The sequence below is a fragment of the Bacillus sp. S3 genome, from assembly GCF_005154805.1.
Lineage (GTDB): Bacteria > Bacillota > Bacilli > Bacillales > Cytobacillaceae > Neobacillus.
Window position 1 is genome coordinate 1,724,782 of the sequence record NZ_CP039727.1, and the last position, 24,372, is coordinate 1,749,153.

Consider the following 24,372-nt stretch of genomic DNA (forward strand, 5'->3'; position numbering starts at 1 on the left):
TACCTTATTCCTCCTGGAAAAGTAAAAGCCAGGAAATGTCTTTTTCCTGACTTTTTCATTGATATTAAGAATAATGCTCGCCTAATTTCTTGAAAATCGGTTTTTGATAGGTGCGTTTGTTCGGTGGGTGATTTTCAAACTCAGTTATTCCGGTGTAGGTTTGCAGCAATGTTTTTGCCGTTGTAAGTGAAAGTGTTGCCTTCGGATTTCTAACACTGCCATCTAATTTGCCCAGATGCGGAAGATCCTGAAAATCCGCTTTTGTTGGTGGGATATGGAAGGTATATCTTCCACATTCAACGAGCACGTCGGACTGCTGTTGGCTATTGCGCGGATTTTGAGAAAAGTGGAGACCTATTTTTCTTGCCTTGCCCTCATTAATCAATTTTTTTAGTGATTCTTGTTTCAATTTGTACAAATATTTGGGGTTCGGTGCTGTTTTTGCATGGCGATTCACGATAAAGACAGCTTGTGCGAGGTTTTCACTGGTTAGACTTATTTTTTTTAGGGGATGTTTCTGATCGTGATTCAACGTATGTTCTCCTTTCATTCTTTTAAAACATCTACATTATACCCTGTTTTCATCTAAATAGAAATATTGTAATTGTTTTTTTGTGCTTTATTCCGATCGGTTAAAGTACGAATTAGTATTGTGAGTTCATCCTATACTACAACCAGGTAATAAAAGTTTTAGTGAAATAATCATTATTTTCTATAAATTACTTTCTTTCAGTTAATTTCATTGTAAAATAGAATTACTAGAATGTAAAAACATTATTGTACAAAATCAGAACTTTTTCTGCTAAAGGATGATTGAATGGATCATGTACATAGTTTATTGACCAATGAATTAGTTTCTGGAAACACCAGTGTGAAAATACAGAAAATCATTTTTGATATCATTTTCCAACATGTGCAGGATATGGTTTTTGTGATGAAGGTTGAGAAGGGGCCAAGATTTCGTTATATATTTGTTAATGAAGCAGGGATGAAAAAAGCAAACCTTACTGTTAAATCAATTGGAAAAACGTTTCAAGAAGTTCTTCCACAGGAGTTTTCCACCTCCTTGCAGCAAAAATATGAACAATTATTAAAAAAAAGAGAAATCATTTTATTTGATGATCAATTTTCCTATGATGATGGAAAAACAGTTTATGGGGAAACCATCTTAACTCCAATTTATAATGATAAAAATACAATCCAATATATCGTTGCTGTAACGAGAGATGTAACAGAATGGTCAATTGAGAAAAATAAAATTGTCGAAAGTGAACAAAGGTATCGTTCCATTATCGATAATAATTTGGATGCTATTTTTACCATCAGCCCGGAAGGGAAAATTCTAGAAGCAAATCCAGCTGCATCTGTCTTAACAGGGTGTTCGGAAAGTCAGATGTTACATCGATCCATATATGATGTTATCAATGATTATGATTTAGTCAAATTTAAAACCCTATTAGAAAAAACTTGTTCAGGTTATGCACTTGAATCACTTGATTGTAAAATTATTCATGCAAAAGGTCATATCCTAATGGTACATATAAAAACAGTCCCGATTGTCATTCATGGAATCATAAACGGACTTTATGTCATATGTAAGGATTTATCAGAGCAGTCGAAGAATATGGAAATGATCAAGTTTATGGCTTTTCATGACCAATTGACGGGGCTGTTAAATAGAAGAGCATTGCTTGAACATTTAAATCAACATATTTATTCCAAAGTTAAAAGCGTGCAGGAGTTTGCGTTAATCTCAATTGATTTAGATCGGTTCAAATATTTAAATGACACGCTTGGGCATTTGGCAGGTGATGAAATATTAAAAAAAGTTGCCGAACGTTTAGGACAATTTCAAAATGAAACATGTTATATATATCGAGTAGGCGGGGATGAGTTCAATATCTTGCTTCTTTCGGCAGACAGAAAGGAAGCCGGCACCTTTGTTAAGAAGGTATTTTCAGTTTTCTCACAATCTTTTTATTTAAATTCACAGGAGTATTTTATATCTACGAGTATTGGGATCAGCATGTTTCCAAATGACGGGAAAGATGCCGAAATGCTGATTAAGAATGCGGATGAGGCCCTTTTTCGTGTGAAGGAAAGAGGAAAGGCGCATTTTCAATTCTACCGGACAGAAATGAATTCCTTTTTCTCCAATGTAGTAACGTTAGAAACGCATCTAAGGAAGGCTATTGACAAAAATGAACTTTCCTTATTTTATCAACCGCAAATTGACCTGACTACCGGTGAGGTCAAAAGTTTTGAGGCTCTGCTTCGCTGGAATGATAGAGAATTTGGTGCTATTTCACCTTCCGTCTTTATTCCGTTGGCTGAGGAGACAGGGTTAATTATCCCGATTGGAAATTGGGTAATTGAAAATGCCTGCGGTCAACTTCACGTATGGAATGAAAAAGGATATACCGATCTGCAGGTGGCGGTAAATATTTCACCAAAGCAGTTACAACATCCAAATCTTGTTCCATTTATTCAATCTATGATTGAAAAATATCAAATCAAGGCATCTTCCTTAGGAATTGAAATTACGGAAGGGACAATGAGTGATATGAAGGAAACGATTCCCATTCTAACGAAAGTGAAGGAATTGGGCGTATCAATATCTGTAGATGATTTTGGGACGGGGTATTCCTCATTAAGCTATCTAAAACAGTTTCCAATAGATTGTTTGAAAATTGATCAATCCTTTATCAGAGATATCCTGAAAAATCATAAGGATGCTGCGATTACGTCAACCATTATCCATCTAGGGAAAAGTCTATGTTTAGAAGTAATTGCCGAGGGTGTGGAAACTAAAAAGCAAGTGGAGTTTCTCTCTCATGCTGGCTGCCATAAAATCCAAGGATTCTACTACTCGAAACCAATCCCAATTGAAGAGGTTGAGCAAAAATTTTTAGGACAAAGGAAAAGCTAAAAATCCTTATCCATTATTGGATAAGGATTTTTTAGTTTTCACCTTTAAATGTGAAAATGGTTAACTCCGGTTTAGACATAAAGCGAAATGGAAGCCGTGTTGTCCCAATCCCTCTATTTACATAGAGGGTTAATGGATTTTCTTCTCCAAGCTGATATAGTCCTTCCGGATATAGTTGAGCGAAGGGGGGGTAACTAACGCCCCAATCAATGGGATTTTAACCTGTCCACCGTGGCTGTGACCGCTGATTTGCCACTGGATAGGATATTGCGAAGCTGTCTCAGCAAGGTCAGGGGCATGGGATAATAATAGTTTAAAGCGGTTATTCGGTACATCTTTTAAGGCCAATGGCAAATCTGGGGCTCCTAACATCGCATCATCAATTCCCAGCAGATAAATGGTGCTGCCATCCGGCAATTTAATCGGTGCAGATTCATTCAAGAGGACAGTAAAATTAGTTGTCTCCATAATATTACGATAAATGGCAGACCCATAGCCGCCATGGTCATGGTTTCCAAAAATGCAGTATTTACCAAGTGGAGCTTGTAATGTTTCTAAAATGGTCATTAATTTATTCATTTCAGTAAATTTATTCGGCTCGTCCAGCAAATCTCCAGTAAATAAAATAATGTCAGGTTTGAGATTATTTATTTTAGCAGCTAGTTTTTTGAATTGGTCAAGATTGTATTGAAAACCAAGATGGGTATCACTAAATTGAACCATTGTTATTCCGTCGAAGCTTTTTGGAATTAATCGGTGTTTAATTTGCCGCTTTTGAATATCGAGTAGGGAGGGCTCAATTCGATGGGCATAAATATATCCCCCCGAACTTAACCCGAGAACGGCAAGAAATGAACCAAATGTACGTTTCAGAAAAGTTCTCCTTGTGTGATCTTTTGCCATTTTTTCTACCAACCTAACTTTTTTTTCACTTTCTAGAAAATAGTAGAGTCCATTTGTATTTTCTTTAATATTAACCTATATTGCAAGCAAAAAGGTCCTTATAAGTGTTTATTCAATAAAGCAAATAAAAATGATTAAAAAAGCAGTCAAAAAAATATGACTGCTTTTATCTATAACTTACCGCACGGCTTTGCAGCGCTTTCCATGAAGAAATAAATCGTTCTTTACCAACTTTCGCTTGTTTCTTTCCTGACAGGGGATCGTTTAGATAGACAAAATTGGCATCATAACCGACCAAGACGACAGCATGTAAATCAAGTGGTGTTTTTATATATTGCTTGCCGTGATACCAGCCTTCCCAGCGATCAGGGAGACGGTAATCCCCTGTTGTCCAAACAACTACAGGATAGCCGGCAGAAACATGTTCCAGAACCTTTTCAAAAGGTTGGTTAGTTAAATTCACTGCTCTCCCAGGCAGTTTTTGGTTTATTAAATTGATCATCGGTTGATCAAAAACCGCATATCCCGCCTGTTTGCCAGTCATATCCCCAACGAATCCATCGGCCGGATTCCCCCAATGTAAGATATCCCCTGCCGCTGATTTAATTAGCGGATCTGGATCTTTTTGAATAGCTTGGTACAGGTCCATTTTAGTTGTTTTAACGCCTGCATATTGGAGGACCATTGTTAGACTGGTCACTTCGCACCCATACCGGAGCTCCGGATTTTGATTAATTTGAATGACATCAAGCATGATTGATTCCTTTATTGGAGTTGGCTTAACGGTGTTTTCAATATTTTCTATCCTTTCAGGAATCATCAATTGGTTATTAAGATCTTTTGTCGTATAGGATTTATTATTTTTCCCGTTCGGGGATGGCGCTTGAGATTTTGTTTGTACAGGTGCCTTTACAGGTGCTGATCTTTTATTTGTATTGGCTTGAAAGTGACTGCATCCAATCATTAGCAAGATTGAGGCAAAAATAAAAATCCTCTTCAACACTTGACCTCCTTTGATGGAGCTTGGATATAGGATATGATTGTATCCTTGCAGATATAATGGTATTCTTTTGGCAAAGAACGCGAAGCTTGATTATAGCGTATGGTATTATGAAAATTATTTTTTTGGAGGAACTTGGATGGATGCATTGGAAATTCTATCGGATCTTGAAAATTGTATACCGTATTTTCAACCGATTTTTAGTGCCGATGAGCAATGTGTCATCGCTTATGAGGTATTGGGGCGTTATCAATCAGAGGGTGGAATAATAAGCTTAGGCCCTTTCTTTCAGGATGATCAGATCCCTGATGAATATAAGTTTGAAGTGGATTTACTAATAGTGAAAAAGGCACTCGAAAAGGCACTTCAGCTTGATGAAAATATAAGTGTCTTTTTGAATCGAAATGCGGAATTATTAATGTATGGCCATGGTGAACCTTTTTTACAGGAGCTTATAGCATTTGAAAAGAGGGGATTAAGTTTAAACCGCATTGTTCTGGAAATTTCTGATCGGAATTACCATGGTGATTTGGATCAATTTGATCATCTCCTGCAATATTACCGGACATATGGGATTAAAATTGCTATATCTAGTATTGGGAGCGAAAGTCATTACTTTGAACGAATCGGCCAGCTTGAACCTGATATAATAAAAATCAATCTTCAGGCATTAAAATCTACTGCAACAGGTATAAATTTTAATGATGTCTTATTTGCGTTGTCACTCTTGGCAAGAAAAATTGGTGCAACCCTATTGTTTGAAAACATTGAAATGAGTTACCAGCTGCAATTTGCCTGGAAAAATGGCGGTCACTTTTATCAGGGGTTTTATTTACATCCGCCTGAAGCTGAATTTATAAAACATGATATATTAAAATATCGCTTAAAAGAAAAATTTCATGATTTTATTTCATACGAAAAACGAAAATTAGAGGCAGTCTTTACGACAGCAGAATTTTTTCAAGCGACGGTTCAGGAAATTGTTGTGAAAAACAGGAAGTCAGGTTACGAGAACCTGTTCCAAGCACTCGTAAAGGAAATGGATGGTATTGCTTTCCGCATGTACGTTTGTGACGAGGATGGTTTTCAAAAGTCGGAAAATATTTTCAAAGGTACCAATGGCTGGAGTACACAGCCTGAATATTTAAATAAAAATTGGAGTTGGCGCCCGTATTTTTTAGAAAATATCATAAAGATGCGTCATGAACAAAAAGGAAGGTTATCTGATTTGTATTGTGACATTGAAACAGGTGAGACCATTCGGACGTTTTCTTTTCCTGTTAACGAAAATGATTATTTGTTTATCGATATATCCTACCAATATTTATTTGAGCATGACGAATTACTGTAAGAATGCACCTGTATAGAATGATTCACGGAGTGGCAATTTAAGTGTAACGACCATTAGAAGGAGACTTGCTCATGAATCTTTTCGTTAACATTCTGGCCATTGCGATTGTCGCTATTCTTGCGGTATCTCTTTTATATACCTTTGTTGTCGCTAGACAGCAAAAGACGGTAGAAGGGGAATTCGATTCAAAAATTGCTAAACCGGTACAAGGGAATGTATATTTAAGAAATCCAATTTTCCTGGCATATGGAATTTTTTTTGCACTACTTCTTTTTATAGTTCTATTCGTCGCCATAACCTTTTTATAATAGGCCTCAGCATCGAGAGGCCTATTTTTTCTATTCTATTTTTAAAAAAAATCCCCATTTATTTTATTTTTACTTGGACAAATGGTGTCTATTATTTTATTCTTTTAATATTGGCATATAAAAAGAACTACTTGTAAAATTCTAGAAAAAATCCATCAGGATAGAAATATGCCAAATGAGAAACATAACTGTAAACAGTTTGTTTTGGGTTTGAAAGGGAGGATAAGCCTATGTCACAGCTGCAAGGTATATTAACAAGATTAAAAAACCTTCAGGAACAATCTACTAGTGGTGAGCCGGCGCAACGCTATTTCGAGGTAAATGGCGAAAGAAAGTGTCAGGTAACATTTCATCCAAAAACGGAAACGTTTGAATTAGAAATATATAACGAAAAGGAAAAGCCGAAGCGTTATCAATTTGATAATATTGATATGATTACCATTGAAATATTTGATTTGATTCAATAGGGACCATTATTGGTTCCTTCTTTTTATGTAGAAAACGCTTCAAAATTAACCTGATCACTAAAAACTATGATAAAATAGGTCTGTAGAAAAACAAACATTGAGGAGTTTTCGGTGATGATCAGTCTTCCCAGTGGAGAATTTTTAGAGTTAACAATAAAAGAATTAATGATTCCTTCAGAGCGGGTTGCTCATGTGCAGCTTGGAAATAATCTCGAACATGCATTGTTGGTCCTTACGAAAAGCGGATATACTGCCATTCCTGTATTGGATCCGCATTACAAACTGCATGGGTTAATAAGCACGCCCATTATTATGGATTCGATACTTGGGCTTGAACGGATTGAATTTGAACAGCTTGAAAATAAACGGGTGGAAGAGGTCATGAAAAGCTTGATTCCACGAGTGGTTATTTCTGAGTCGCTGATTGTGTGCCTGGATGTGCTTGTCAATCATCCGTTTCTATGCGTTGAAAATGAAGATGGCTTTTTTGAAGGGATATTACCCAGAAGCACGGTTTTAAATCAATTAAATAAAATTGTAAAAAGATTTAAAAAGTAGTTGATATTTAGGCTCCCATAAAGGGAGCTATATTTTTTCTCTTTGAGGTGTAATGATGGATACAGATGTTGGAAAATCTGCTGTAAACAGGACAAAAAAACCGCTTGTGCTGGCCGCAGTGATGCTGGCCATGTTTATGGGAGCAATTGAAGCAACGATTGTATCAACTGCGATGCCGGCAATTGTTGCAGATTTGGGAGGATTTACACATTATAGCTGGGTGTTCTCTGCATATCTTTTAATGAATTCTGTCACCGTCTTGATATATGGAAAACTTTCAGATTTATTTGGCCGAAAGCCTATACTTACCATTGGAATTATTATTTTTCTAATCGGTTCGGTCCTTTGCGGCTTTGCTGGATCAATGAAGACATTGATCATTTATCGATTAATCCAAGGGTTCGGAGCGGGGGCTGTCACACCTATTGCGACAACTATTGTGGGTGATATTTACTCGAAAGAAGAAAGAGCGAAAATACAAGGGTACCTTTCAAGTGTATGGGGGATTTCGGCTATTACTGGACCAGCAGTCGGCGGTTTACTTGTCCAATATGCCAGCTGGCATTATGTCTTTTGGATAAACATCCCCCTTGGGATTCTCTCATTAGTTGGATTATGGCTTTTCTTACATGAAAATGTTGAAAAGAAAAAACATGAAATAGATTACCTGGGGGCCATTCTTTTAACGATCACGATTTCGACACTTATGTTTGTCCTTATCGATGGAAGCAGGTTGGGGGCTTGGCAGATGGTTAGTTTGATGGTTTTGTCGGGACTTGCTTTGTTGGCCTTTATTTTTCAAGAAGGGCGTGCATCTGAACCAGTTATGCCATTTTCAATTTGGAAAGAACGCTCCATTTTTATCGCTAATATTACATCACTGACAACTGGCGTTATGTTAATCGGCATTTCGAGCTTTTTACCGGCTTTTGTACAGGGTGTAATGGAACAAACTCCAATTGTCGCCGGGTTTACACTTACTACGATGTCAATCGGCTGGCCAATCGCATCCGCACTTTCGGGACGGATGCTGATCACAATCGGGTACCGGAAAACCTCAATCATTGGAGGGGCATTCTTACTGATTGGGAGTATTGCTTTCGTTACGATGTCGGCTTCTTCGGGTCCGATATGGGCAGCTGCGGGCTCCTTTTTCGTTGGTGTGGGCATGGGGCTGACATCTACTGCATTTATCGTCTCGATTCAAAGCACTGTTGCTTGGCAGCAGAGGGGAATAGCTACAGCAGCGAATATGTTTATGCGGAATTTGGGCAGTACAATTGGTGTTGCTTTATTAGGAGGAATCCTTAATAACCGTATGGTCCATTATTTTAGGCAAAATGATAAGACATTAACAGTCGATGACACTAATATTCTCTTAAAAGCAAGTGAACGGGACAAACTGACGGATTCAGTCAAGAATATTTTACAGGAGGGACTGGCATTTTCCTTACACACAGTTTATTATGTTGTTCTCACCTTTGCTTTAATAAGTTTGCTATTGATATTATTTATACCTAAAAAGAGAAAGGGCGCTGTGTAAACCAGGCTTTATAAGGAGGGATTTTCTTGTCCTCATTATCAGAATTCCAATTATTATCTGTTTTGGCACAGGAAATGAATATGCGTAAAGCATCGGAAAGATTGTTTGTTTCGCAGCCAGCTCTTTCCCAGCGGCTGCAAACAATCGAAAAAGAGTGGGGAACAAAACTGTTTATTCGTTCACAAAAAGGGCTTGCACTTACCCCGGCCGGGGAGCATGTCATCGATTTCGTCAATGATGTCCTGAATAAACAAGAAAAGGTCCGCGAAACGATCTATTCTCTCCAAGCAGGAATTTCCGGAACATTAAAAATTGCTGTAGCATCTATTGTGGGACAAAATTGGCTTCCGCAAGTATTGAAAAAATTTATTGATAGGTATCCGCAAGCCAAGATTTCATTAATTACAGGATGGAGCAGCGAAATTCTTAAATGCTTATATGAAGATCAGGTACATATAGGGATTATCCGTGGAACTCCGGATTGGAAAGGGATAAAGGTCCATCTCTTTAACGATCCGCTTTATTTGGTTGATCGGGAAATTACCCGGCCTGAACAAGTAATCGCAACTGACCGTCCGTTTATTCAATTTAAAAGTGATTCAAATTATTATCAGGAGATTCAAGATTGGTGGATGCGAAACTTTAAAACGTCTCCAAAGAGGACAGTTGTAGTAGACCAAATTGAAACATGTAAGCAAATGGCTTTTAATGGAATTGGCTATGCCATTTTGCCGGCAATTACATTGAGAAAGGCTGAAAACGATATTTTCAAAATACCGCTTGTAAATGAGAATAACGAGCCCTTAAAACGTGATACATGGCTGTTAGGGTATGAGTCATCCTTCCAATTAAAGCAAGTTTCCGCATTCGTCGAGTTAATCAAGGAGCACATCGCTGAATCTTCTGAAGATTAGTTTGTTTTTCTTGTTTTCATCACTTTTGTTTGATAAAGTATTTTCAGTACATATTTATAGGGGGTAAGCATAATGAAAATGATGGATGCGAATGAAATTATCGCTTTTATTCAAAATAGTAAAAAAGCAACACCTGTTAAGGTTTATTTGAAAGGTGAATTAGAAGGAATTGAATTTGGAAGCGAAACAAAAGCTTTTATCAATGGCAGTACTGGTGTTGTTTTTGGAGAATGGGCTGAAATTAATGCTGTGATAGAAGAAAATAAGTCGAAAATTGAAGATTTTGTGGTGGAAACTGACCGCCGCAATTCAGCTATTCCATTGTTAGATACAAAATATATTAATGCTCGTATTGAGCCTGGTGTTACAATCCGAGACCAGGTTGAAATTGGTGATAATGCCGTTATTATGATGGGGGCTGTTATCAATATCGGAGCGGTTATTGGCGAAAAATCGATGATTGATATGGGAGCTGTCCTCGGCGGCAGAGCTACTGTTGGTAAGAACTGTCATATTGGAGCCGGGACTGTTTTAGCAGGTGTCATTGAGCCGCCATCTGCGAAGCCTGTTATTATCGAAGATGATGTTTTAATTGGTGCCAATGCTGTTGTTCTTGAAGGTGTAACAGTGGGTACAGGTTCTGTCGTTGCTGCCGGAGCGGTTGTCACTCAAGATGTAGCTCCATACACAGTAGTGGCAGGGATGCCAGCAAGAAAAATTAAAGACATTGACGAAAAAACGAAATCAAAAACAGAAATCATGCAAGAGCTTCGTCAACTGTAGAAATATGCAGGCGTGGGATTCATTCCACGCCTTTTTATAAAGGAGAGATAATATGGATTCCTTAATCAAAATCCGTAGAGATCTGCATCAAATTCCGGAACTCGGTTTTCAAGAATATAAAACGCAGGCCTATTTATTGTCATACATACAGTCATTGCCAGAGGAGCGAGTTTCAATAAAAGAATGGCGGACAGGCTTATTTGTAAAAGTTCATGGGCTCAACCCCGATAAAATAATTGGATATCGAACAGATATTGATGGTCTCCCTATTAGTGAAGAAACCGGTTTATCCTTTTCTTCATCCCATGGGACCAATATGCATGCCTGTGGTCATGATTTTCATATGACAATTGCCCTTGGGGTCCTGACACATTTTGTCGAAAATCCCATAAGTGATGACCTCTTGTTTGTTTTTCAACCTGCTGAGGAAGGGCCAGGTGGAGCGGAGCCCATGCTGGCTTCGGAGGAAATGCGGGAATGGATGCCCGATATGATTTTTGCGCTCCATATAGCACCGGAGTATCCTGTTGGAACCATCGCCTTAAAAGAAGGATTATTATTTGCGAATACGTCAGAATTGTTTATCGATCTTAGGGGGAAGGGGGGACATGCTGCATACCCACACCAAACAAATGATATGGTAATCGCAGCATGTACGCTCGTCAATCAGTTGCAAACCATTGTATCAAGGAATGTAAACCCATTGGATAGTGCCGTCATTACTATTGGCAAAATAACTGGTGGAACGGTACAAAATATTATTGCCGAAACAGCTAGGCTTGAAGGAACGATTCGTACCTTATCACCAGAATCGATGAAAAAGGTTAAGCATCGTATTGAAGCGGTAGTAAAAGGAATTGAAACGGGCTTTGAATGTGAAGCCGTTATTGACTATGGTTCAATGTACCATCAGGTTTATAACACGGAATCGATCACAAGAGAATTTATTCACTTTTTGCAGCAGAAACCAGATATAACAGTTATCGAATGTACAGAAGCGATGACGGGCGAGGATTTTGGTTATATGCTAAAAGAAATACCTGGGTTCATGTTCTGGCTTGGGGTTGATTCCCCGTTTGGGCTGCATCATGCTAAATTAAACCCAAATGAAGCTGCGATTGATGTTGCTGTAAGGCTCATGACAAGCTATCTAACGTATAAAGGGAATAGGTAAAGACTTTACTTTTTAAAGTCATTTTATTTTGTTCTACTGGTTAATCATGTTAAAATTTAATGGAATACTGTTAGAAATTGTCGTTTATTCTCATGGATTATAGGTAAAACTGAAATGGGAATGCAGCAAAAACTTGTTTCATTAATTTATTTGGAGGGATTAACATGCCAGAACGTATGGTAGGCAAACAAGCTCCACGCTTTGAAATGGACGCTGTAATGCCAAACAAAGAATTTAAAAAAGTCAGTCTTGAAGAAAACATGAAAAATGATAAATGGACGGTATTGTTCTTCTATCCAATGGATTTTACATTTGTATGTCCAACTGAAATCACTGCAATGTCAGATCGTTTTGAAGAGTTTGATGATCTAGATGCAGTTGTTATTGGAGCATCAACTGACACAATCCATACACATCTAGCATGGATTAAAACAGACCGTAAAGAAAACGGCCTTGGTGATTTAAACTATCCACTTGCAGCAGATACAAACCATGTTGTTGCACGGGACTACGGAGTATTAATTGAAGAAGAAGGTATCGCTCTACGCGGTTTATTTATCATCAGCCCAGAAGGAGAATTAATGTATTCTGTTGTAAATCACAACAATATCGGCCGTGACGTTGATGAAACCCTGCGTGTGCTTCAAGCATTGCAAACTGGTGGCCTTTGCCCGGCGAACTGGAAGCCTGGACAAGCTACGTTAAACGTATAAATAAGAAAAGCGGAAGCGCCCGTTTAGCGGCGTATGGACTAGACTGCTCCGACTGAGATAAAGGAAACACGGAGAGCGTTAGCGGTCCGATGTTGACTTATCGTAGGGAGGAGAGGGCTAGTACACTAGCCGCTGGGTGCTGGAGCTGGACAATTCTCAAAGTCCAAAGGTATAAATTCTAATCAATTGATAGACCTAACCTTATACAGTGTTAGGTCTATTTTAAAAAGGGGGCAAGACAAATGAAATTACGTGAACCAATGCCGGAGTTAACTGGGGCTGTCGAATGGTTAAACGGCCAAGTAACCAAAGATGATCTTATCGGTGAAAAACCTACATTGATTCATTTTTGGTCTATTAGCTGTCATTTGTGTAAAGAAGCGATGCCGCAGGTAAATCAATTCCGTGATGATTTTAAAGAGAAGCTAAACGTCGTTGCGGTCCATATGCCGCGTTCGGAGGATGATTTGAATCTGGAAGAAATTAAGAAAGTTGCCGCAGAACACGGGATCACTCAGCCAATCTTTGTAGACAGTGAGCATAAATTAACAGAAGCACTGGAGAATCAATATGTCCCTGCCTATTATGTTTTCGATCGTGAAGGCAAGCTCCGTCACTTCCAAGCGGGAGGAAGCGGAATGAAGATGCTTGAGAAACGTGTCAACCGTGTACTGGATGAGTTAGAAAAAACGGAATAAAAAGAAAAGAAAAAGTTGTTCGTTTTCATAACGGACAGCTTTTTTTGTGTAACCTTGCCTCCTATTTATCGTCGGTATTAGTAATTACGATAGAGAAAAAGGGGTGTAGTCATTGAAAAAGTTAATCAGGGCATGTCCAATTTTAATAATGGCTGTATTATTAGGATTAGCTGGCTGTAGTGCAGGCAATAAGAGTGATAGTGCAAAAATGAATAGGGAAAGTAAAACAGAAATGGATACATCACAGGCCGGCAGCGGGGAGCAGGCAGCTTTATTCAATAACGATAAAGCAAAGGAAAATCAAACAGCAGGAGCGGCAACTATTGAAGTTACCAACAAGATGGTTATCTATCAGGCAGACCTTCAGCTGCGGGTAAAAAAATTTGAGCAAACTGTTCGAAGCTTGGAGGAAAAAGCAGAGAAATATGGCGGCTATATAGCCGAATCCACAGTGGCGAGAGAAGGTAAAGAGCAGGTGAGCGGCAGTCTAAGAATAAGGATTCCCCAAAAGCACTTTCAAGACTTTTTACACGATGCTGAAGGGCAAGCGGCTGAGGTCCTGCAGAGGAATATTAGCGGGCAGGATGTAACGGAGCAGTATGTCGACCTTGAATCCAGATTAAAATCAAAAAAGGCCGTTGAGGAAAGATTGCTGACATTTATGCAGGGGGCAGCAAAAACAGAGGATTTACTTAAAATTTCAGCAGACCTGGCAGCCGTTCAGGAAGAAATTGAGACGATTCAAGGGAAAATGAAGTTTTTAGAAAACCAAACCTCGTTTTCAACTGTGACCATTACCCTTTACGAAAATAAGGTAATTGTTCCTGCCATTGATAATGATCAACTAAATACTTGGGAGAAAACGAAAAAACAGTTTATGAAAAGCACCAATATGTTATTGGCGGGCCTGTCAGGATTAGTAGTATTTATTATTGGAAATATACCTGTGCTGGCAATAATATTTATAATTGTGTTTCTCATTCTCTTTTCCTATAAAAAAAGAAAAAGAAATCGGCAGGGGTAAACAGAGATAAATCTCTCTATTAAAAAAGGATGAAGAGTGCTAAAATATACAACATATCAAATCATTGTTATTATCGGGGGAGTAATTTATGAAGAAGAGTTTTGCGGTAATTGGACTTGGCCGGTTTGGCGGCAGTATTTGCCGCACTTTAACCGATGAAGGAATGGAAGTACTGGGGATTGATGCGGATGAAGAACGTGTTAATGAATTTGCTATGATTGCTTCCCATGCCGTGGTTGGTGATACAACGGATGAGAATGTATTGAAGAGTTTAGGGATTCGTAATTTCGATCATGTGATCGTTGCGATTGGTGATGATATACAGGCAAGCATCCTCACTACGCTTATTTTAAAAGAGCTAGGGGTCGCTTGTGTTACGGCAAAGGCGCAAAATGATTACCATGAAAAGGTCCTTCGCAAAATTGGTGCAGACCATGTGGTACATCCTGAGAGGGATATGGGGAAACGGATTGCCCACAATATGGCTTCCAGTAATGTTGTCGACTATCTTGAACTTTCCGATGAACATAGCATTGTTGAAATTGTCGCAAATGAACGGTTAAGCGGGCGAACAATAATAGATATGGATATCCGCAAAAAATATGGGCTTAATATTGTAGCTATTAAAAGAGGGGAAGAAATCATCGTTTCTCCACAAGCGAAGGAAACACTTTTTGTTAATGATGTTTTAATCGTAATTGGTACAGATACCGACATCGACAGATTCGAAAGAAAAGTCCTTGAATAAAAAACGGAAGCGCCTCAAACTAATGTGGCGCTTCCGTTTTTTTTAAACTTCCATAATAATCGGTAAGATCATAGGTCTCCGCTTTGTCTTTTCATAAAGGAATGGTGCTAATGTATCCGTGATTTCATTCTTGATTTCAGACCATTGGCTTGTCTTTCTTTCCATTACTTTATTCAAGTGTTTGGTGATCAAATTTTGGGCATCATTGATTAAATCTCCGGATTCCCTCATATAAACAAAACCACGAGAAATAAGGTCTGGCCCGGAAGCAATTTTAAACTCTTTCATATTAATACTTACAACAACGACGACTAAACCTTCTTCAGACAAAATTCTGCGGTCCCTTAATACAATATTTCCAATGTCGCCAACGCCGCTGCCATCAATATAGACAGAACCAGACGGAATTTTGCCGGCCACCTGTGCTGTTTGGTCTGAGAGGGCTAATACTTCTCCATTGTCCATAATAAAACAATTATCTTCTTCTACACCGCAATCAACCGCAAGTTTAGCATGCATTTTCTGCATCCTGTATTCACCATGAATGGGCATAAAGAATTTTGGTTTAATTAAGCGGAGCATTAGTTTTTGTTCTTCCTGACCGCCGTGTCCTGAAGTATGGATGTTGCTTAATTTCCCATATATTACTTCTGCACCTGCACGGTACAGCATATTAATGGTTCTGCTTACACTGATTGTGTTCCCGGGAATCGGTGAAGATGAAAACACGACAGTATCACCGGGAATAATTTGAATCTGCCTGTGTGTGCCATTGGCAATTCGTGATAGAGCGGCCATTGGTTCACCTTGACTACCTGTACATAAAATCGTGACTTTATCAGCCGGTAACCGGTTAATTTGATTTGCTTCAATAAATGTTTCTTTTGGGGCATTAATATAACCTAAATCAAGTCCAATATTGATTGCAGCTTCCATGCTCCGGCCAAACACGGCAACTTTCCTGCCATTTACGACGGCGGCCTCTACCACTTGCTGCAACCGGTGGATATTTGAAGCAAAGGTAGCAAAAATGACCCGTCCATCCACTTTCCTGAAAATATCGTGGATGCTTTCGCCAACTCGGCGCTCAGACATCGTAAACTCAGGTATTTCACTATTCGTACTATCTGAAAGTAAGCATAATACGCCTTCTTTTCCGATCTCAGCCATTTTAGTCAAATTGGCTGGTTCACCTACAGGGGTAAAATCAAATTTAAAATCGCCTGTATGAACTATTTGACCTTGAGGTGTCTTAACGACAATCCCATAAGAATCAGGAATACTATGCGTAGTCCGGAAAAAAGTAACAGATGTTTTGCGGAATTTAATCACATCGTCTTCTTTTATCTCAATTAATTTTGCAGTTCTAAGCAAACCATGCTCTTCTAATTTATTTTTGATTAACCCAAGGGCCAGCTTGCCGCCATAGATGGGAATATTTACTTCGCGCAGTAAATAGGGGATACCGCCAATGTGGTCTTCATGACCATGAGTGACAAATAAACCTTTAATCTTTTCTTCATTTTTTACCAAATAGGTGTAATCAGGAATAACATAATCAATACCTAATAATTCATCCTCAGGGAATTTGATTCCGGCATCGATTAAAATAATTTCATCCTGGAACTGAACTGCATACGTATTTTTGCCAATTTCACCTAATCCACCAAGGGCAAAAACAGCAGTTTGATCATTTTTTACAAATTTCATAAATTATCCAATCTCCAATACATTATAGTCTTCATTTTGTTGTTCATATTCTAAATATGCTCCTGTTACTTCCTGTACGAATTCAACATTATACCCGCGGGAGGCAATTTTTGCGCGAACATCTCTTACCGATTCACCTTTAATATAAAGGGTTTTTGTGTTTTCTCTAACAGGTACTTGAGTAATGCTTTCTTGATAATATACTTTATATATCATATAAATTCGCTCCTTATTCAATCATAGCTTTTTCTATTATATATAATATTTTCATCTTTTTCATTTATTTTCTTTGGAAGCCCTTGGAATAATAATGAATAGTATCTTAATAACCGCTTGTTTTCCCACTTTACAATAACGAAGGAGCCCTTCGCAAGTTTGAAGGGCCCTTAAAAAAATTAGGCAATCGTTTTTTTTCTCAGTAAATCTTTCCACTGTTTTACAAGCTTCTTCCTTAGCTTCTTTAACATAGTGGATCATCTCCTTATTTCTTATTTTATACGAACCTTGTCCAATGTAAAGCAAGCAATGGGAGATAATTGAGATTTTTTAAAAAATAAATGTTTTTTTACTATTATTATATGATGAAATCGCTGATATTTTCATGGTTAAACATGGAATAACAATGACAGTCTTTAATGAAAGAAAAACACTGACCCAATAAAAAGGCCAGTGTTTTTACCTTTCGATCCCGATTGCGTCTTCAATCGGCTTAAATGGCTCATTGGAATCAATATAATCATAAAACATGATTCCATTTAAATGGTCAATCTCGTGTTGAAAACAGATGGCGGCAAGCCCTTTAAGCCGAAGCTTCACTTCTTCACCTGCAAGATTTACCCCCTTCACGGTAACTCTTGCATACCGCGGTACAAAGCCTGGAATGGCCTCATCAACTGAAAGGCAGCCTTCGCCCTGTTGTAAATAGGCTTTTTCAACAGAATGGCTGATAATTTTAGGGTTAAATAATGCATGACTATAAAGATTCCCTTTGTCATCTGTTAGATGAACGGCAATCATCCTTTTTGAAACATTTATTTGCGGGGCAGCTAAACCAATTCCTGGACGTAAACTATATTTTGACGCGATTTCATTATTTTGACTATTAATAACATATTCTAAAAGGCTGGATAAGATTTGTTTATCTTCCTCTGATGGCGGCATGGCAACTTCTGCAGCCACTTTTCTGAGGGTAGGATGTCCATCTCGAATAATATCGTCCATCGTGATCATGAACCTTCACTCCCGTGTTCAATTAAAATATTTGCAATCACTAGTCTATCAAACATTAGATAAAATGTTAACCATTGATTGTCTGTACATCCCGATTTTTGCATACTTTTTTTCCTGGTATATTGTCAAACAAACCTTGGACAGATATAGTTAAAGTTGGCAGCAGTTAGGAGGTTTCAATATGTTTTTAAAAGGCAAAAGAAGATATTTACTTTCTATTTTAGCTATCATCATATTCATTATATCAGGATGTACTGAAAAAAAGACTTCTGTTGAGAAGATGTATGTTATTTTAGAGGGTGTTGTAGCTAAAGAAAAGACTTTCGAGGAGCAACAAGATCCGCTTGTTAAGTTGGAAAAAGAAGAAAAAGAACTATATGACCAAATTATCGATCTTGGCATGAAAGAATATGACCAGATTGTCAAACTTTCTGATGAAGCAATTCTCTTAACGGAAAAAAGAAAAAATCATATGGAAAAGGAAACAGAAAGCTTAAACGAATCAGAAAAGGAATTTAAGAAAGCAGCTAAAATTAAAGATGAATTTGAAGACCCTGAGCTTACAAAGACAGCAAATGAACTTTATGATATCATGATGCAGCGGTATCAAGCACATGAATGGTTATACAAAGAATATTCTGATGCCTTAAAATATGATAAAGAATTATATGAAATGTTTAAAAATAAGAACCTTCCTTTAGAAGATCTTGAGGCACAGGTAAATAAATTAAATGGACAGTATAAACAGGTTTCGGATGCTAATGAAAAGTTTAATATGCTTACGGAACAATACAATGATAAGAAACTTTCATTTTATAAAAAGGCAGGGCTTAAATCGAGTAAATAATCATTGCTAATTTTGGAATCGGCTGAACCAGCCGATTTTTTCTATATTATAACAACAATAATAATTGGCTAATTTTATATAACAGTTTGAAAGGATAGGGTGGTACAGATGGCTTTATAAAATAAAATGTTTTTAATGTGATTATGATGGAAAATTATAATCTTAGTATTTGACGCGTAAAAAATGTTGATGTAAACTCATATATGAGCTGAAAAGTTGTATCAATAGAGTTACCTAAAAGAGTAATACAGAATATAATTAGGGTGAGTAGAAGTTTTTGTTTGTTTTATATAAATCGTTTCTGTGAATCATGCTTTTATTGTCTGTTTTTTGGGTAATCTAACAGTGGATTTTATTTTAAATATTAAGCTCCGAATAGAAAGGAAGAGGTGACCAAAATGGCTTCTAAACTTAAGAACGCCCAGCTAGATGCGAAGAAAGCGCTCGAGACTGTAGAAGATCAATTTCAAACGCTTCAAATTCTTAATGAACAAGGTGAGGTTGTTAACGAAGCAGCAATGCCTGACCTAACAGATGAACAATTACAGGAATTAATGCGCCGTATGGTCTATACAAGGATACTTGATCAACGCTCTATTTCTTTAAACCGTCAGGGAAGACTTGGTTTCTATGCACCAACTGCCGGACAGGAAGCTTCTCAATTGGCTTCTCAGTTTGCCCTTGAAAAAGAGGATTTTATTTTACCGGGATATCGTGATGTTCCACAGATTGTTTGGCATGGATTGCCTTTATCGCAAGCGTTTTTATGGTCCAGAGGACATTTTCAAGGTGGACAGATTCCTGAAGGTGTTAATATAGCTATTCCGCAAATCATTATCGGTGCTCAATACGTTCAAACAGCAGGTGTAGCACTAGGAATGAAAAAACGTGGTGCGAAAGCCGTTGCTATTACTTATACAGGTGACGGTGGAACGTCTCAAGGGGATTTCTACGAAGGCATTAACTTTGCGGGTGCATTTAAAGCTCCGGCTATCTTTATTATTCAAAACAACCGTTTTGCTATTTCAACCCCTGTTGCTAAACAATCTGCAGCAAAGACACTTGCTCAAAAGGCAGTTGCAGCTGGTATTCCTGGTATCGTCGTTGACGGTATGGATCCGTTAGCTGTTTATGCAGCAACTCGTGATGCCCGCGAACGTGCGCTTAATGGTGAAGGTCCAACACTTATCGAAACATTAACATACCGTTATGGCCCGCACACAATGGCCGGTGATGACCCAACACGTTATCGTACAGCTGACCTTGACAATGAGTGGGAAAAGAAAGATCCGCTTGTTCGTTTCCGCAAATTCCTTGAAAACAAAGGGCTTTGGAGCGAAGAAAAGGAAAACGAAGTAATTGAACAAGCCAAAGAAGATATTAAAGAAGCGATTAAGCTAGCAGATGCGGCACCAAAACAAAAGGTAACTGATTTGATTTCAATTATGCACGAAGATATGCCTTATAACTTAAAAGAACAATATGAAATATTTAAAGAAAAGGAGTCGAAGTAAGCCATGGCTCAAATGACAATGATCCAAGCAATTACAGATGCATTACGTACGGAATTGCGTAATGATCCGAATGTTTTAGTTTTCGGTGAAGACGTGGGTGTAAACGGTGGTGTTTTCCGTGCGACAGAAGGACTGCAAAATGAATTTGGCGAAGATCGTGTATTTGACACACCACTTGCTGAATCAGGTATCGGCGGTTTAGCGGTCGGTCTGAGTTTACAGGGATTCCGTCCTGTTCCAGAAATTCAATTTTTCGGATTTATATTTGAAGTAATGGACTCAATTTCCGGTCAGGCTGCACGCCTCCGCTATCGTACTGGCGGCAAGTTTAATGCTCCGGTAACATTCCGTTCGCCTTTTGGAGGCGGCGTACATACTCCTGATATGCACGCTGACAGCTTAGAAGGTCTTATGGCACAATCACCTGGAGTAAAAGTGGTTATTCCGTCAACACCATATGATGCAAAAGGTCTTCTTATTGCATCTATCCGTGACAATGATCCGGTTATTTTCCTTGAGCATATGAAGCTATATCGTTCTTTCCGCCAGGAAGTTCCTGAAGAGGAATACACGATTCCGTTAGGAAAAGCGGATGTGAAACGTGAGGGGAAAGATGTTTCCATCATTACGTATGGTGCAATGGTCCATGAGTCATTAAAAGCAGCAGAAAAGCTGGAAAAAGAAGGGTATTCTGCCGAAGTAATTGACTTGCGTACTGTAAGTCCAATCGATATTGAAACCATTATTGCATCGGTTGAAAAAACCGGGCGTGCCATTGTTGTTCAAGAGGCACAAAAGCAAGCAGGTATTGCTGCAAACGTTGTGGCAGAAATAAACGATCGTGCTATTTTAAGCTTGGAAGCACCTGTATTGCGTGTTGCAGCTCCAGATACTGTATTTGCTTTCCCGCAAGCGGAATCCGTTTGGCTTCCTAACTATAAGGACGTTATTGAAACAGCTAAGAAGGTATTAACGTTCTAGACGTTGAAGAGTACTATTTTGGCGTTGGTAAATTAAATCCAGGGAAAGGGTGTTCCTTTCCCATTTTCATCCTAGCAAAATTGGCTAAAATACATGAAAAAATAGGAGATGAAGCTCAGTGTCATTTCAATTTAAAATGCCTGACATCGGTGAAGGTATTCACGAAGGAGAAATTGTCAAATGGTTTGTCAAACCGGGTGATAAAGTCCAAGAAGATGATGTCCTATGTGAAATTCAAAATGATAAAGCAGTGGTTGAAATTCCTTCCCCAGTTGAGGGAACAGTAATAGATTTATTAGTTGGCGAAGGAACTGTTGCAACAGTTGGCCAAGTTCTTGTTACATTTGATGCACCAGGATATGAAAACCTGCAATTTAAAGGTGACGATCACGATGATGCACCTAAACAAGAAGAAAAAGCTCCAGCTCCTGCCCCAGAAGCTAAGCAAGAGGCGGCCACACAACCGGCACCTACAGCAGCAGCACCAGCACCACAAGCAGAGGTTGATCCAAATAGACGAATTATCGCAATGCCATCTGTACGTAAATATGCACGTGAAAAAGGTATTGATATTCATTTAGTTTCAGGGTCAGGTGATAATGGCCGTGTTCTAAAAAGTGATATTGATGCATTCGTGAGCGGCGGGGCACAAGCGGCACCGCAAGCAGCAGCTGCGGCACCTGCAGAAACGGGAGCAGCGAAAGCTGAGGCACCACAAGCGGCAGCAATCCCACAAGGTGAATATCCTGAAACTCGTGAGAAAATGAGCGGTATTCGGAAAGCTATTGCTAAAGCAATGGTCAATTCAAAACATACGGCACCACATGTTACATTAATGGATGAAGTCGATGTAACGAAACTAGTTACCCATCGTAAGAAATTCAAAGAAGTGGCTGCCGCTAAAGGCATTAAGCTTACTTTCTTGCCATATATCGTAAAAGCATTAACAAGTGCATTAAGGGAATTCCCTGCTTTAAATACTTCACTTGATGATGCAACTAGCGAAATCATTCACAAGCATTACTATAATATCGGAATTGCTGCGGATACTGAAAAGGGCTTGTTGGTTCCAGTTGTAAAAGATGCTGATCGTAAGTCAGTCTTCAGTATTTCTAACGAAATTAATGAGTTGGCAGGTAAAGCTCGTGAAGGCAAACTTGCGCCAAATGAAATGAAGGGTGCATCATGTACTATTTCAAACATTGGTTCTGCAGGCGGCCAGTGGTTTACTCCTGTTATTAACCATCCGGAAGTAGCTATTTTAGGTGTTGGCCGTATTGCAGAAAAGCCAATCGTTCGTAACGGTGAAATTGTTGCTGCACCTGTTTTAGCACTTTCTTTAAGCTTTGATCATCGAATGATTGACGGTGCAACAGCACAAAATGCATTAAATCATATTAAACGTTTATTGAACGATCCAGAACTATTGTTAATGGAGGCGTAATATTATGGTCGTTGGAGATTTCCCTATAGAAACAGATACTATAGTTATTGGTGCGGGTCCTGGTGGATATGTGGCAGCAATTCGCGCTGCGCAGCTAGGACAAAAAGTAACAATTGTTGAAAAAGAATATGTTGGGGGCGTATGCTTAAATGTTGGGTGTATTCCTTCTAAAGCCCTAATTGCAGCAGGTCACCGTTATGAAACTGCCCTTCATTCTGAGTCATTCGGAATTACGGCGGAAAATGTAAAGGTTGATTTTTCAAAGGTTCAAGAATTTAAATCAGGAATCGTGAAAAAATTAACTGGCGGTGTGGAAGGGTTATTAAAAGGAAATAAAGTCAATATTGCACGCGGTGAAGCCTATTTCGTTGATGCTAATACACTTCGGGTGATGGATGAAAATTCTGCACAAACGTATACTTTTAAAAATGCGATTATTGCTACTGGTTCTCGTCCAATTGAACTTCCTGCCTTTAAATATTCGAAACGCGTTCTTAATTCGACTGGAGCCCTTAATTTAAATGAGATTCCAGAAAAAATTGTCGTCATCGGCGGCGGTGTAATCGGGATTGAGCTTGGCGGCGCCTACGCAAACTTTGGCAGTCAAGTGACCATTCTAGAAGGTGCAGTAGAAATATTAGGTCTTGGCGTTTTTGATAAGCAAATGGCTTCCCTTGTTAAGCGCAGCATGAAGAAAAAAGGTGCTGAATTCTATACAAAAGCATTGGCTAAAGGGGTCGAAGAAACGGAAAACGGTGTGGTTGTCACATTTGAAACAAAAGGCGAAGAGAAGAAAATCGAAGCTGATTATGTCTTTGTTATGGTTGGACGCCGTCCAAACACTGATGAAATGGGCTTAGAACAAGTTGGTGTGAAACTGAGTGACAGAGGATTAATTGAAATTGACAAACAATGCCGAACAAATATTGGTAATATTTATGCGATTGGTGATGTTGTCCAAGGTCCACAATTAGCCCATAAAGCATCCTATGAAGCCAAAATTGCGGCAGAGGCAATTGCCGGACATTCTTCTGAAATTGATTACTTAGGAATTCCTGCGGTAGTCTTCTCAGAACCTGAATTGGCTTCGGTAGGATATACAGAGTCACAAGCAAAAGAAGAAGGTATTGAAGTAAACGCTGCTAAATTCCCATTTGCAGCAAATGGACGTGCATTATCACTGGACAGCGGCGATGGCTTCTTAAAATTAATTACCCGTAAAGAAGACGGTCTTGTTATTGGGGCGCAAATTGCAGGTGCAAGTGCGTCAGACATGATTGCTGAACTAGGTTTAGCGATTGAAGCTGGCATGACAGCTGAAGATTTAGCTATGACAATCCATGCTCATCCGACGCTCGGTGAAATAACAATGGAAGCAGCAGAAGTTGCTCTTGGAACCCCAATCCATATTGTTAAATAGTTCGAAAATAAAGTCCTTTTCTAAAAAAGAAAAGGACTTTATTTTTTTGCGGCGAATAATAAAGGTAACCAATACTTTTCCCTATTTTAAAATACCCGAATCGTTTGAAAATT

The 24,372-nt window shown here is 38.6% G+C and carries 24 protein-coding genes; 18 read left to right on the plus strand and 6 right to left on the minus strand.

Annotated elements, in window-relative coordinates:
- Positions 1 to 64 precede the first annotated feature (64 nt).
- Positions 65 to 550 carry a YkyB family protein gene (locus FAY30_RS08275; protein WP_149869426.1) on the minus strand — a complete coding sequence of 162 codons (486 nt, stop codon included), beginning with the start codon at positions 548 to 550 and terminating at the stop codon, positions 65 to 67.
- Between the two features lie 267 nt (positions 551 to 817).
- On the opposite strand from FAY30_RS08275, the gene FAY30_RS08280 reads away from it, so the two are divergent.
- A complete protein-coding gene (locus tag FAY30_RS08280; protein WP_149869427.1) occupies positions 818 to 2,929 on the plus strand; it encodes a sensor domain-containing protein in 2,112 nt (703 codons plus the stop codon).
- 129 nt (positions 2,930 to 3,058) lie between these two features.
- Here the strand turns inward: FAY30_RS08280 and FAY30_RS08285 are convergent, their stop codons facing one another.
- Together FAY30_RS08285 and FAY30_RS08290 are read right to left on the minus strand one after the other, a co-directional pair.
- On the minus strand, positions 3,059 to 3,832 hold the full coding sequence (locus FAY30_RS08285) for a metallophosphoesterase (RefSeq protein WP_317845700.1): 774 nt from the start codon (positions 3,830 to 3,832) through the stop codon (positions 3,059 to 3,061).
- 166 nt (positions 3,833 to 3,998) lie between these two features.
- Entirely contained in the window at positions 3,999 to 4,832 is an 834-nt protein-coding gene (locus FAY30_RS08290) for a C39 family peptidase (protein WP_223820926.1), read from the minus strand.
- 139 nt (positions 4,833 to 4,971) lie between these two features.
- Here FAY30_RS08290 and FAY30_RS08295 point away from each other — a divergent pair, with 139 nt between their 5' ends.
- The 12 genes from FAY30_RS08295 to FAY30_RS08350 all read left to right on the plus strand — a co-directional run bounded on the left by FAY30_RS08295 (position 4,972) and on the right by FAY30_RS08350 (position 15,113).
- Complete coding sequence (locus tag FAY30_RS08295; RefSeq protein ID WP_149869428.1) at positions 4,972 to 6,183, plus strand: EAL-associated domain-containing protein; 1,212 nt, start codon at positions 4,972 to 4,974, stop codon at positions 6,181 to 6,183.
- A 71-nt stretch (positions 6,184 to 6,254) separates the two neighbouring features.
- The gene (locus tag FAY30_RS08300; protein ID WP_149869429.1) at positions 6,255 to 6,491 is read left to right on the plus strand and encodes a hypothetical protein; all 237 of its coding nucleotides are present in this window, start codon (positions 6,255 to 6,257) and stop codon (positions 6,489 to 6,491) included.
- Between the two features lie 230 nt (positions 6,492 to 6,721).
- Positions 6,722 to 6,958 carry a YkuJ family protein gene (locus tag FAY30_RS08305; RefSeq protein WP_098526949.1) on the plus strand — a complete coding sequence of 79 codons (237 nt, stop codon included), beginning with the start codon at positions 6,722 to 6,724 and terminating at the stop codon, positions 6,956 to 6,958.
- Between the two features lie 114 nt (positions 6,959 to 7,072).
- Positions 7,073 to 7,516, plus strand: a complete 444-nt coding sequence (gene cbpB / locus FAY30_RS08310; protein ID WP_149869430.1) for a cyclic-di-AMP-binding protein CbpB — start codon at positions 7,073 to 7,075, stop codon at positions 7,514 to 7,516.
- 55 nt (positions 7,517 to 7,571) lie between these two features.
- The gene (locus FAY30_RS08315; protein ID WP_149869431.1) at positions 7,572 to 9,059 is read left to right on the plus strand and encodes an MDR family MFS transporter; all 1,488 of its coding nucleotides are present in this window, start codon (positions 7,572 to 7,574) and stop codon (positions 9,057 to 9,059) included.
- A gap of 26 nt (positions 9,060 to 9,085) precedes the next feature.
- Positions 9,086 to 9,973 (plus strand): transcriptional regulator CcpC, encoded by an 888-nt coding sequence (locus FAY30_RS08320; protein ID WP_149869432.1) that lies wholly within the window; start codon positions 9,086 to 9,088, stop codon positions 9,971 to 9,973.
- Positions 9,974 to 10,045: 72 nt separating this feature from the next.
- Complete coding sequence (dapD, locus tag FAY30_RS08325) at positions 10,046 to 10,756, plus strand: 2,3,4,5-tetrahydropyridine-2,6-dicarboxylate N-acetyltransferase (protein ID WP_149869433.1); 711 nt, start codon at positions 10,046 to 10,048, stop codon at positions 10,754 to 10,756.
- A 52-nt stretch (positions 10,757 to 10,808) separates the two neighbouring features.
- A complete protein-coding gene (locus FAY30_RS08330) occupies positions 10,809 to 11,930 on the plus strand; it encodes an N-acetyldiaminopimelate deacetylase (protein ID WP_149869434.1) in 1,122 nt (373 codons plus the stop codon).
- A gap of 164 nt (positions 11,931 to 12,094) precedes the next feature.
- The gene (locus FAY30_RS08335) at positions 12,095 to 12,643 is read left to right on the plus strand and encodes a peroxiredoxin (protein WP_149869435.1); all 549 of its coding nucleotides are present in this window, start codon (positions 12,095 to 12,097) and stop codon (positions 12,641 to 12,643) included.
- Positions 12,644 to 12,885: 242 nt separating this feature from the next.
- Positions 12,886 to 13,341 (plus strand): TlpA disulfide reductase family protein, encoded by a 456-nt coding sequence (locus tag FAY30_RS08340; RefSeq protein WP_149869436.1) that lies wholly within the window; start codon positions 12,886 to 12,888, stop codon positions 13,339 to 13,341.
- 112 nt (positions 13,342 to 13,453) lie between these two features.
- Complete coding sequence (locus FAY30_RS08345) at positions 13,454 to 14,365, plus strand: DUF4349 domain-containing protein (RefSeq protein ID WP_149869437.1); 912 nt, start codon at positions 13,454 to 13,456, stop codon at positions 14,363 to 14,365.
- Between the two features lie 88 nt (positions 14,366 to 14,453).
- Entirely contained in the window at positions 14,454 to 15,113 is a 660-nt protein-coding gene (locus FAY30_RS08350) for a potassium channel family protein (protein ID WP_149869438.1), read from the plus strand.
- 42 nt (positions 15,114 to 15,155) lie between these two features.
- Here the strand turns inward: FAY30_RS08350 and rnjA are convergent, their stop codons facing one another.
- The 3 genes from rnjA to def form a co-directional block, all read right to left on the minus strand.
- Entirely contained in the window at positions 15,156 to 16,823 is a 1,668-nt protein-coding gene (rnjA, locus tag FAY30_RS08355) for a ribonuclease J1 (RefSeq protein WP_149869439.1), read from the minus strand.
- A 3-nt stretch (positions 16,824 to 16,826) separates the two neighbouring features.
- Positions 16,827 to 17,039: a DNA-dependent RNA polymerase subunit epsilon gene (locus FAY30_RS08360; RefSeq protein ID WP_149869440.1), complete on the minus strand. Its 213-nt coding sequence runs from the start codon at positions 17,037 to 17,039 to the stop codon at positions 16,827 to 16,829.
- 459 nt (positions 17,040 to 17,498) lie between these two features.
- A complete protein-coding gene (gene def / locus FAY30_RS08365; RefSeq protein WP_149869441.1) occupies positions 17,499 to 18,053 on the minus strand; it encodes a peptide deformylase in 555 nt (184 codons plus the stop codon).
- A gap of 181 nt (positions 18,054 to 18,234) precedes the next feature.
- Between def and FAY30_RS08370 the strand changes: the two genes are divergently transcribed.
- From FAY30_RS08370 to lpdA, 5 genes are all read left to right on the plus strand, one after another.
- Complete coding sequence (locus tag FAY30_RS08370) at positions 18,235 to 18,900, plus strand: YkyA family protein (protein ID WP_149869442.1); 666 nt, start codon at positions 18,235 to 18,237, stop codon at positions 18,898 to 18,900.
- Between the two features lie 398 nt (positions 18,901 to 19,298).
- Positions 19,299 to 20,414: a pyruvate dehydrogenase (acetyl-transferring) E1 component subunit alpha gene (pdhA, locus tag FAY30_RS08375; protein WP_149869443.1), complete on the plus strand. Its 1,116-nt coding sequence runs from the start codon at positions 19,299 to 19,301 to the stop codon at positions 20,412 to 20,414.
- Positions 20,415 to 20,417: 3 nt separating this feature from the next.
- Complete coding sequence (locus FAY30_RS08380) at positions 20,418 to 21,395, plus strand: alpha-ketoacid dehydrogenase subunit beta (protein WP_149869444.1); 978 nt, start codon at positions 20,418 to 20,420, stop codon at positions 21,393 to 21,395.
- Between the two features lie 118 nt (positions 21,396 to 21,513).
- On the plus strand, positions 21,514 to 22,839 hold the full coding sequence (locus FAY30_RS08385; protein WP_149869445.1) for a dihydrolipoamide acetyltransferase family protein: 1,326 nt from the start codon (positions 21,514 to 21,516) through the stop codon (positions 22,837 to 22,839).
- Positions 22,840 to 22,843: 4 nt separating this feature from the next.
- A complete protein-coding gene (gene lpdA / locus FAY30_RS08390; RefSeq protein ID WP_149869446.1) occupies positions 22,844 to 24,259 on the plus strand; it encodes a dihydrolipoyl dehydrogenase in 1,416 nt (471 codons plus the stop codon).
- The last annotated feature ends 113 nt before the right edge of the window (positions 24,260 to 24,372 follow it).

Coding starts and splice junctions, on each gene's coding strand:
- FAY30_RS08275 (WP_149869426.1), bottom strand. CDS start 550: ATGAAAGGAGAACATACGTTGAATCACGATCAGAAACATCCCCTAAAA.
- FAY30_RS08280 (WP_149869427.1), top strand. CDS start 818: ATGGATCATGTACATAGTTTATTGACCAATGAATTAGTTTCTGGAAAC.
- FAY30_RS08285 (WP_317845700.1), bottom strand. CDS start 3,832: ATGGCAAAAGATCACACAAGGAGAACTTTTCTGAAACGTACATTTGGT.
- FAY30_RS08295 (WP_149869428.1), top strand. CDS start 4,972: ATGGATGCATTGGAAATTCTATCGGATCTTGAAAATTGTATACCGTAT.
- FAY30_RS08300 (WP_149869429.1), top strand. CDS start 6,255: ATGAATCTTTTCGTTAACATTCTGGCCATTGCGATTGTCGCTATTCTT.
- FAY30_RS08305 (WP_098526949.1), top strand. CDS start 6,722: ATGTCACAGCTGCAAGGTATATTAACAAGATTAAAAAACCTTCAGGAA.
- cbpB (WP_149869430.1), top strand. CDS start 7,073: ATGATCAGTCTTCCCAGTGGAGAATTTTTAGAGTTAACAATAAAAGAA.
- FAY30_RS08315 (WP_149869431.1), top strand. CDS start 7,572: ATGGATACAGATGTTGGAAAATCTGCTGTAAACAGGACAAAAAAACCG.
- dapD (WP_149869433.1), top strand. CDS start 10,046: ATGAAAATGATGGATGCGAATGAAATTATCGCTTTTATTCAAAATAGT.
- FAY30_RS08330 (WP_149869434.1), top strand. CDS start 10,809: ATGGATTCCTTAATCAAAATCCGTAGAGATCTGCATCAAATTCCGGAA.
- FAY30_RS08335 (WP_149869435.1), top strand. CDS start 12,095: ATGCCAGAACGTATGGTAGGCAAACAAGCTCCACGCTTTGAAATGGAC.
- FAY30_RS08340 (WP_149869436.1), top strand. CDS start 12,886: ATGAAATTACGTGAACCAATGCCGGAGTTAACTGGGGCTGTCGAATGG.
- FAY30_RS08350 (WP_149869438.1), top strand. CDS start 14,454: ATGAAGAAGAGTTTTGCGGTAATTGGACTTGGCCGGTTTGGCGGCAGT.
- rnjA (WP_149869439.1), bottom strand. CDS start 16,823: ATGAAATTTGTAAAAAATGATCAAACTGCTGTTTTTGCCCTTGGTGGA.
- FAY30_RS08360 (WP_149869440.1), bottom strand. CDS start 17,039: ATGATATATAAAGTATATTATCAAGAAAGCATTACTCAAGTACCTGTT.
- def (WP_149869441.1), bottom strand. CDS start 18,053: ATGATCACGATGGACGATATTATTCGAGATGGACATCCTACCCTCAGA.
- FAY30_RS08370 (WP_149869442.1), top strand. CDS start 18,235: ATGTTTTTAAAAGGCAAAAGAAGATATTTACTTTCTATTTTAGCTATC.
- pdhA (WP_149869443.1), top strand. CDS start 19,299: ATGGCTTCTAAACTTAAGAACGCCCAGCTAGATGCGAAGAAAGCGCTC.
- FAY30_RS08380 (WP_149869444.1), top strand. CDS start 20,418: ATGGCTCAAATGACAATGATCCAAGCAATTACAGATGCATTACGTACG.
- lpdA (WP_149869446.1), top strand. CDS start 22,844: ATGGTCGTTGGAGATTTCCCTATAGAAACAGATACTATAGTTATTGGT.